The 8,797-nt window shown below is 70.5% G+C and carries 7 protein-coding genes; 6 read left to right on the forward strand and 1 reads right to left on the reverse strand.

What is annotated here, in order from left to right; translation table 11 throughout:
• On the reverse strand, positions 1–526 hold a 526-nt coding region (locus G6027_RS00945; protein WP_182634585.1), incomplete at its 3' end, for an EsaB/YukD family protein.
• A 223-nt stretch (positions 527–749) separates the two neighbouring features.
• Here G6027_RS00945 and eccCa point away from each other — a divergent pair.
• From eccCa to G6027_RS00975, 6 genes are all read left to right on the forward strand, one after another.
• Complete coding sequence (eccCa, locus tag G6027_RS00950) at positions 750–4,760, forward strand: type VII secretion protein EccCa (RefSeq protein WP_182634587.1); 4,011 nt, start codon at positions 750–752, stop codon at positions 4,758–4,760.
• A gap of 5 nt (positions 4,761–4,765) precedes the next feature.
• Positions 4,766–5,575 carry a hypothetical protein gene (locus G6027_RS00955; RefSeq protein ID WP_182634589.1) on the forward strand — a complete coding sequence of 270 codons (810 nt, stop codon included), beginning with the start codon at positions 4,766–4,768 and terminating at the stop codon, positions 5,573–5,575.
• 108 nt (positions 5,576–5,683) lie between these two features.
• Positions 5,684–6,004: a WXG100 family type VII secretion target gene (locus G6027_RS00960; RefSeq protein ID WP_182634591.1), complete on the forward strand. Its 321-nt coding sequence runs from the start codon at positions 5,684–5,686 to the stop codon at positions 6,002–6,004.
• A gap of 28 nt (positions 6,005–6,032) precedes the next feature.
• The gene (locus G6027_RS00965) at positions 6,033–6,326 is read left to right on the forward strand and encodes a WXG100 family type VII secretion target (RefSeq protein ID WP_182634593.1); all 294 of its coding nucleotides are present in this window, start codon (positions 6,033–6,035) and stop codon (positions 6,324–6,326) included.
• 194 nt (positions 6,327–6,520) lie between these two features.
• On the forward strand, positions 6,521–7,879 hold the full coding sequence (locus G6027_RS00970) for an NAD-dependent succinate-semialdehyde dehydrogenase (RefSeq protein ID WP_182634594.1): 1,359 nt from the start codon (positions 6,521–6,523) through the stop codon (positions 7,877–7,879).
• 117 nt (positions 7,880–7,996) lie between these two features.
• Positions 7,997–8,797, forward strand: an 801-nt coding sequence (locus G6027_RS00975; RefSeq protein WP_182634596.1) for a rhodanese-like domain-containing protein, incomplete at its 3' end; no start/stop codon positions are given.

Here is an 8,797-nt window from a genome sequence, read left to right on the forward strand (position 1 = left end):
GGGTCAGGATCCCGCCGACGTTCCTCCACTGGCCGACGAGTGCCGCGACGGCGGCCACCGCGGCCACCGCGGTGGTCGCGGTGGCGGTGTCGACGGCGTCGCGGCGACTCCAGACGGGGGAGCGTGCCACGCCCGGATCGGTGAGTCCCTGCAGCACGTCGTCGAACAACGGTGCCGGTGTGGGCACGGGGCGGTGGTCCAGCACGAGGATTTCGCCGTCGTGCACGCGTTGTTGCGCGAGTGTCTCGGAGACGGCCAGCGGCCCTCCCGCCAACCTGGACAACTGCCAGGACCCGCTCCCGCCACCACCCATCCGGGCGTCCACGTCGACGCTCGAGGCGGGCCCCGCAGCCGCCCGGATCCGGTCGCGGACCAGGTCCACGATCTCGGGGATCACGGCGACGAGTTCGAGATGGGCCGGAAGACTCAGGTCCACCCGTGTCGTGCGGCAGACGATCGACACCCGACGCTGGTCGAGTGGCTCGACGCCGGGGGTGACGCCCCGGAGCTCGTTCTGTCCCGTCACGCCCGGCCCTCCCACTCGTTCCGCCTACCTGCCCGGTCACCGGCACTGCCACCCCGGTCGGTTGGCGTCCCCGTCACGACGTGCACTGCTCTAACATCGCGCTTCGACACGGCGACCATTGTCGGCGGCGGGGGGCTCTCGTGGGGGCCCCTCCTCCGGCATCGGACGAGGGACCTGTCGACGGGGACCGGGCAGCTGGAACTGGACGAGGAGGCGGGCGCGGATGGGGGACGTGGTCTTCACCCGCGGCGAGCGACTCGAGGCACCGACGGTGCCGACCGGTGAGCTCACCCTGCAGGCACCTCCCGGACTTCCCCGGCCCACCCCCAGGCCACTGGTCCAGATCGTGCTCCCGATCGTCCTGGTCGTCGCCGTGGTGGGGATGGTCGTGGTGATGATGCGCACCGGGATGATGCGCAATCCGATGTTCATGCTCTTCCCCGTGATGATGGCCGTCTCCGCCGTCGGAATGCTCGCCGGCACCCTGTCCGGTGGGAACAAGACCGGTGAGACCGACGAGCTGAGGAAGGACTATCTCCGATATCTGGGTCAGACCCGTGAGATCGTCCGGGGGACCGCCGCCGCGCAGCGGGCGGCCGCCCTGTGGCGGCACCCGGACCCGGTGGAACTGCCCGCCCTGGTGGGAACGCCACGGATGTGGGAGCGGGACGAGGGCGACGCGGAGCACCTCACCGTACGGCTGGGCCCCGGGCGGCAATCCTTGGCGACCAGGTTGTCCGCGCCCGACACCGGTCCGGTCGACGACCTGGAGCCGGTCTCGGTGGTGAGCATGAGGCGTTTCGTGAGAGTCCACTCGGTCGTCGACGACCTGCCGGTCGCGCTGGAGTTGCGCGCGTTCGCCGCGATCTCCCTGGATGGTGACGTGGACGTGGTGCGTTCTGCGGTCAGAGCCGCGCTCGCGGGGCTCGTCGTCTCCCGCGGGCCCGACCGGGTCCGCGTCGCGGTCGCCGCGAGCGAGGGACATGCGCGCCGGGCCTGGGAATGGCTCAAGTGGCTCCCTCACCACGAACACCCGACGTACACGGACGGCGGCGGACGGGTGCGGCTCACCGAGTTCTCCCTCGCCGGGGTCGAGTCGATGCTCGCCGAGGACATCGCGGTGCGACCCGCCTTCGGGACGAGCGCGCAGCTCCGCCAGGACGTGCCCCACCTCGTGGTCATCGTCGACGGAGTGGGCGTCACCGGCGCCGAGCGTCTGGTGGCCGAGGACGGGTTGGATGGCGTGACCGTACTGGAGGTCTCCGGTAGCCGCGCCGGGCAACTGCGTGACCTCGCGACCCGACGCGGGTTGTGCATCCAAGTCGACGACGACGGCTGGGCTTCGGTGCACACCGAGTCCGGAGAGGAGGAGATCGCGAGAGCCGATTCCATGAGCCTCCCGGAAGCGGAGCGGCTCGCCATGGCGCTCGCGCGCTACCGCCCTGCGGACACCGTGACCAACGCCGACGGCTCCACCTCCACCAGGCGAGTCCCGGGTCTGCCCGACCTGCTGGGGATCGGGATGGCCACCCGCGTCGACCCGGCGGTGGCGTGGCGACGTCGCGGGGAACGTGATCGTCTGCGCGTCCCGGTGGGGGTGAGCCCGGACGGTGCCCCTGTCGAGCTGGACCTCAAGGAGGCCGCGCACGGCGGAATGGGCCCGCACGGTCTGTGCATCGGTGCGACCGGTTCCGGCAAGTCCGAGTTCCTGCGCACCCTCGTCCTGGGTCTGGTCGCGACACACGACCCGGACGCCCTCAACCTGGTCCTGGTGGACTTCAAGGGCGGAGCCACTTTCCTCGGACTGGAGTCGCTGTCCCACGTGTCGGCCGTGATCACCAACCTCCAGGCCGAGATCACCATGGTCGACCGAATGCGGGACGCGCTCGAGGGCGAACTCAACCGGCGTCAGGAGGTGCTCCGCGCCGCGGGCAACTACGCGGGTGTCGGCGACTACGAGGCGGCGCGGGCGAGGGGGGCGCAGCTCGATCCTCTGCCGGCGCTGGTGATCGTCGTCGACGAGTTCTCCGAACTGTTGTCCTCTAAACCGGAGTTCGCGGAACTGTTCCTGACGATCGGGCGACTCGGACGAAGTCTGCACATCCATCTGCTGTTGGCGTCACAACGGCTCGAGGAGGGGCGACTGCGCGGTCTCGACAGTCACCTGTCCTACCGAATCGCGCTCAAGACGTTCTCCGCGACCGAGTCACGCACCGTCCTCGGCGTGACCGACGCGTACCACCTGCCAGCCACGCCGGGCGCGGGCTTCCTGAAAGTCGATTCCGGCGAACCGGTGCGCTTCGACGCCGCCTACGTCTCGGGTCCCCACCGGGAGGATCGTCGACTGGACGGCTCTTCCGTCGCCGCCCCGGTGGCCCGCCCCACCGTGCGTCTGTTCACCTCCTGGTACATGCCGGTGGCCGCCCCCGCCCCACCGATGACGGACGCGGCAGTCGATCGCCGCGACCTGCCGGTCCCCGCCGAGGGGGAGGAGGGTTCGAGTCTTCTGGACGTCCTCGTCGGCCGGCTCGCCGGACACGGCAGACCGGCGCACGAGGTCTGGCTCTCACCTCTGGGAGCCGGGGCAGCCCTGGATGCGGCGGTCGGCACAGAACCCACCGTCGCCGGCGTCGAGGGCCCGCCGAGCTTGCGTTTTCCCATCGCCGAGGTCGACTTGCCGTTCGAACAGCGCCGGGCCTCCTGGGTGGTGGACCTGTCCGGGGCGGACGGCAACGTCGCTGTGGTGGGTGGGACGAGGTCGGGCAAGTCGACCACGCTGTGCACCCTGGTGCTGGCCGCTGCGGCGACCACCGGGCCCGACCGGTTCTCTGTGTACGTCGTGGATCTCGGTGGCGGATTGCTCCAGTCGGTCGCCGGGCTCCCTCACGTCGGCGGTGTCGCCAGGCGCGGTGAGGACGAGAAGATCCGCCGCACGGTCGCGGAGGTGGACGCCGAGCTCAAGCGCCGTGAGGGGGCGTTCCGCGACCAGGGAGTGACGTCGATCGACCAGGCCCGCCGCAGGTTGATCGCTCGCGACGGCCGGCCGGTCGCCGAGTATCCCGACATCGTGTTGGTGGTCGACGGCTGGCAGGCGTTCCGGACGGAGGCCGAGGACCTGGAGCAGCTCGTGGTGGGGCTCGCCGCGGACGGTCTGTCCTACGGCGTCCATGTCGTCCTGTCGGCGGCCCGCTGGGCCGACCTCCGGCCGGCGCTACGGGACGCGCTCGGCACCCGCGTCGAACTCCGACTGGGTGATCCCACGGATTCGATGATCGACCGCCGGGCGGCGATGACCGTCCCCGCCTCACCTGGCCGGGGGTTGACCCGTGAACGACACCACATGCTCGTCTACCAACCCCGGCTCGACGGACTCGTCGACCCGGTTGGCATCGCCGAAGCCACCGTCTCGGCCGCCCGGCACCTGGCGCAGCGGTGGCGGGCACTGGTGGGCCCCGTCAGCGCGGCGCCGGTCAGAATGCTGCCGGAGACGCTGCCGTACGGCCAGCTCGCGAGTCTGGCGCGGCCGGGTCCGGACGGCACACGCACGCGGGTGCCCCTCGGGGTCGACGAATCCGACCTCAAGGTCGTCTACGCGGACCTCGAGGCGGATCCGCTGATGCTGGTACTGGGCGATTCGGAATGCGGTAAGACCTCGGTTCTACGGGCCGTCACCCGGGGTCTGGTCGCCGGAAACACCGCGCAGGCGGCGAAGGTCATCGTGGTGGACTACCGCCGCACCATGCTCGGTGAGGTCGAGGGTGACCATCTCGCGGGGTATGCCGCAACCGAGACGGCGCTGGTGCCGATGGTCGAACACCTGGTCCGGATCCTCGAGGATCGGATGCCCGGCGCCGAGGTCACGCCGGAGGAACTACGCGCCCGCTCGTGGTGGGACGGCCCACGGATCCACCTCATCGTCGATGATCTCGATCTTGTCGTGACCGGTGCGGGGAACCCGATGACCCCGCTGACCCGGTTCCTCCCGCACGCCCGCGACATCGGGCTGTCCGTCGTGCTCGCGCGGCGCAGTGCCGGGTCCTCGCGCGCGTTGTACGACTCCTTCGTGGGAAGGATCCGGGACCTGGGCGGCGCCGGCCTCATCATGTCCGGGAGCCGGGAGGAGGGGCCGCTTCTCGGAGGTGTACGTCCGACCCCCCTGCCGGCGGGTCGGGGCAGGCTCGTCACCCGCAGCGGTGGCATTCGACTGGTGCAGACCGCACTGGCGGAACCGTGACCCACGTGAGCGCGGCCGTCGCGGTCGACCTCTCCTGTTCCGGGTTGGCGGTCGCGTCGGCGTCGGCGTCGGCCGTCCTCTCCCCGGCGGTGGCGCCGACATCGGTCCTCGCCGGTGCCGACGGGACCGCGCTGCCCCCGGGTGGAGACCGGATCGAGTGTTCCGAGCGGGTCGACACCGTCGCTCTCCGGTACCCGGATCGGTGTCTGTCCGATCCTGTGGCAGGCGCCCACCGGTATCGGGTTGAGGTAGCAGGGCTCTCCGTACCCGTGGAGGAACTCCTGGCGGCTCCGGTCTCCAGGGCACTTCGATGGGGCGGGGCGGGGGACGGAGATGGCGTGGTGCTCATCGTCCCCAGCGACTGGGGCGCCACCCGATCGGCTCGAGTGGCTTCCGCAGCGGAGGCTCTGGGTGTGTCGCCCCGCATCGTCCGCGCGGCGCTGGTGACCGCTGAGGCGCTGCCCTCCTCCTCGGCCCGTTGGGCGGTGTGCGTGGAGGCATGCGACGACAGGACCACGGTGAGTCTCGTCGAACGCACGCGAGGGGAGTTGACCCTGATCGACCGTTCCATCGTCCACAGGTGGGACCCGTGCCGGGATTCGATGCGCGACGACGAGGTGTCCCGCGTGCTCGAGGCGGTGACCGCGCTACGGCGCGGGCGTAGGGAGGCGGGCACCGGCTCCACCGAGGTCCTGGCCCGTGGACGCAACGCCGAGCGCGTGGTGGACGCCTGCGACCAGGCGCGGTTGCTCTCCTTCGTCGTGCCGGATCTCGCTCCGGTCGAGGTCGCATTGCGACTACACGAGGGTGCCTGAGCCGACCCGGGGGTCCGTCGGTGCGGATGGAACCGAACCCGGTCCCGGGGACGTCGAACACTGTGACGGACCCAAGAAGGGACCGCAGGACCACAAGGGGAGGACGAGATGGCCGGTTTCAACACCCATATCGGGACCATGGACACCGCGGCCAGGCGGGTCGACGACGTGAACACGGAGATCGATCGACTACTCGGGAACGTCCGGGATTCGGTGTCGCAGCTCGGGGGGTCGGTGTGGCGGGGTGCGGCCCAGGCGCGGTTCGCGACGATCATGGCGGAGTGGCAGCAGCAGAGCGCCAAGCTCAATACCGCCCTGGCAGGGATCTCGGAGACCATGCGGACCAACAGCTCGTCCTTCGACGCCGCCGATCAGGACTCCGCTCAGGCGATCAGCAGGATCGGCGCCTCCGGTCCCCTGAACATCTGACCACCCACCTCACTTCTGGAGCACTCTCATGACCTCAGGACAGATCACCTACAACCACGGTCCGATCGAGGCGCTCGTCGGTCAGGTCGGTTCGGCGTCCACTGCGCTGCGAACCACCCTCGACGACCTCAAGTCGTACCTCGCGCCGCTCGTCGCCGAATGGGAAGGCGATGCCGCTGTCGCCTATCAGGCCCACCAGAACGACTGGGACCAGGCCGCCGCCGCTCTCCAGGCGATGCTCGCCGAGATTTCGCGGGCAGCGAGTCAGGGCAACCAGGGTATGGCGGAGGCCGACCGTCGCGCCGCCCAGGGGTGGGGTTGACCGCCGCGGTTCGTGTGGTCGCAACCTGACCGGCCGCACAGCGGCGCGGTGCCCCGGACGCCGTCAGTGTGATGACCGGGGCCCCGCGCGGCCATCGTGCCCCCCGACCGGATGCAGGCGAGGGAAGGCTGTCCTACCGTCACGAGCAGAGCCGGGTCGATCACCCGGCGGACGCGAACCACGGGAGGACCCACATGTACGTCACCCACGATCCGTCAACGGGAACGACCGACAGCCAGTACGACCAGACCGACGATGTCGACGGGATCCTGTCCACCGTCACCGAAGGGTTCACCTCCTGGCGCGCCACCGACGTCGCGGAGCGGGCGCGGATCCTCCTGGCGATCGCGGACGCCTTCGACGAGCACGCCGACGAGCTCGCCAAGGCCATCACCACCGAGATGGGCAAGCTTCCCGACCAGGCGCAGGGGGAGGTCAAGCTCGCCGCCTCGATCTACCGCTGGTACGGCGAGCACGGCTCCGCGCTGCTGGAGCCCGAGACGCTGGACGTGCCGGGCGCCCGCCTGAACCGCGTGACCCACGAGCCGGTCGGACCCCTGGTCGGCGTGATGCCGTGGAACTACCCCTACTACCAGGTGGCCCGGTTCGCGGCCCCCAACCTGCTGCTGGGCAACACCATCGTGCTCAAGCACGCCAGCATCTGCGCGCGCTCCTCTGCGGCGATAGAGAAGGTCCAGCGCGCGGCCGGGCTGCCGGAGAACGCGTACGTCAACGTCTACGCCTCCAGCGACACGGTCGCCGAGATGATCGCCGACCCCAGGATCAAGGGCGTCTCGCTCACCGGCAGCGAGGGCGCCGGCGCCGCCGTGGCCAAGGTGGCGGGGGAGAACCTCACCACCAGCGTTCTCGAACTGGGCGGCTCGGACCCGCTCATCGTCCTGGACACCGACGACCTGGACGAGCTGGTCGAGACCGTCGGCAAGGCGCGGCTGTCCAACTGTGGCCAGGCCTGCAACTCTCCCAAGCGGATGTTCGTGCCGTCGGAGATGAAGGACGACTTCGTGGGCAAGCTCCGCGACCTGTACGAGGGGACCAAGGTCGGCCCCGCGGCCGACGAGGGAACCGGGCTCGGACCACTGTCCTCGGAGGACGCCCGCGACGGGGTTGTCGAGCAGGTCGAGCGCGCCGTCAACCAAGGGGCGACCCTCGTGACCGGAGGCCGTGCCATCGACCGGCCGGGTGCGTTCATGGAGCCCACCGTCCTCACCGGCATCACCCCGGAGATGGACGCCTACACCGAGGAGATCTTCGGCCCCGTGGCCATGGTCTACGGCTACGACTCGCTCGACGAGGCCGTGCGGGTCGCCAACGACACGCCCTTCGGACTGTCCGGCTCGGTGTGGGGGACCGACACCGACAAGGCGTCCGAGGTGGCCGAGAAGCTCGAGGTCGGCATGGCCTACGTCAACGAGCACGGCACCACCATGGCCGGCCTGCCCTTCGGCGGCGTCAAGCGCTCGGGCTACGGCCGCGAGCTGGGCCGCTGGGGTCTCGGGGAGTTCGTCAACGTGCGGCTGCAGCGGGTCCACTGACCTCGATGAAGTGACGCGGCGACGCGTCGGACCCAACTCCGGTCGGGGGCATTCACCGCCCCCGGCCGGAGTTCGTCCACCTACCCTCGGCGGTCGACCCCTCACGAAAGGACCGCCATGACACCGCACCTGCCCCTCACCGTCAGCCCCGAGTGGCTGCACGAGCACCTCGACGATGCCGACCTCGTCGTCGTCGACGCCACCAACCACCTCCCCGTCCCCACCGACGGCCCGTACGTCCCGGAGTCCGGCGCAGAGACGTACCGGCCGGAACACATCCCCGGTGCGCTCTTCGCCGACCTGCTGGGCGACTTCGCCGACCCGGACAGCCCCGAGCCCTGGACCGCCCCGGACCACGAGCGGTTCGCCGCGGCCGCCGGCGCCCTCGGTATCGGAGACGGGGCAACGGTGGTCGTCTACGACCAGCACGACGGCTTCTGGGCCACCCGCTTCTGGTGGCACCTGCGCTACGAGGGCTTCGAGAACGTCACGGTGCTCGACGGCGGACTCCCGGCCTGGAAGGCCGCCGGTTACGAGGTCACCGACGTGGTCCCCGAGCCCACCCCGCGCACGTTCACCGGCACCCGCCGCCCCGAGCTGTTCCGCTCGACCCAGAACATCGCCGACGCCCTCGACGACGAGCAGACCGTTCTGGTCAACGTCTTGGACGGTCCGACTTACCGCGGTGAGGTGGACACCTACGCCCGCCGCGGTCACATCCCCGGCAGCATCAACCTGCCGGTCTTCGCCCTGAAGGACCCCGAGACCGGCACCCTCCGGCCGACCGAGGACCTGCGCCGCGAGTTCGAGGCCGCAGGCCTGCTCGGCGACGACCGGACCGTCGTGACCTACTGCGGCGGCGGCATCGCGGCGACCGGGGTCGCGCACGCTCTGGCGCTCGTCGGCCGGGACGACGTC

The sequence above is a fragment of the Dietzia sp. SLG310A2-38A2 genome (genome assembly GCF_014145095.1).
GTDB lineage: Bacteria > Actinomycetota > Actinomycetes > Mycobacteriales > Mycobacteriaceae > Dietzia.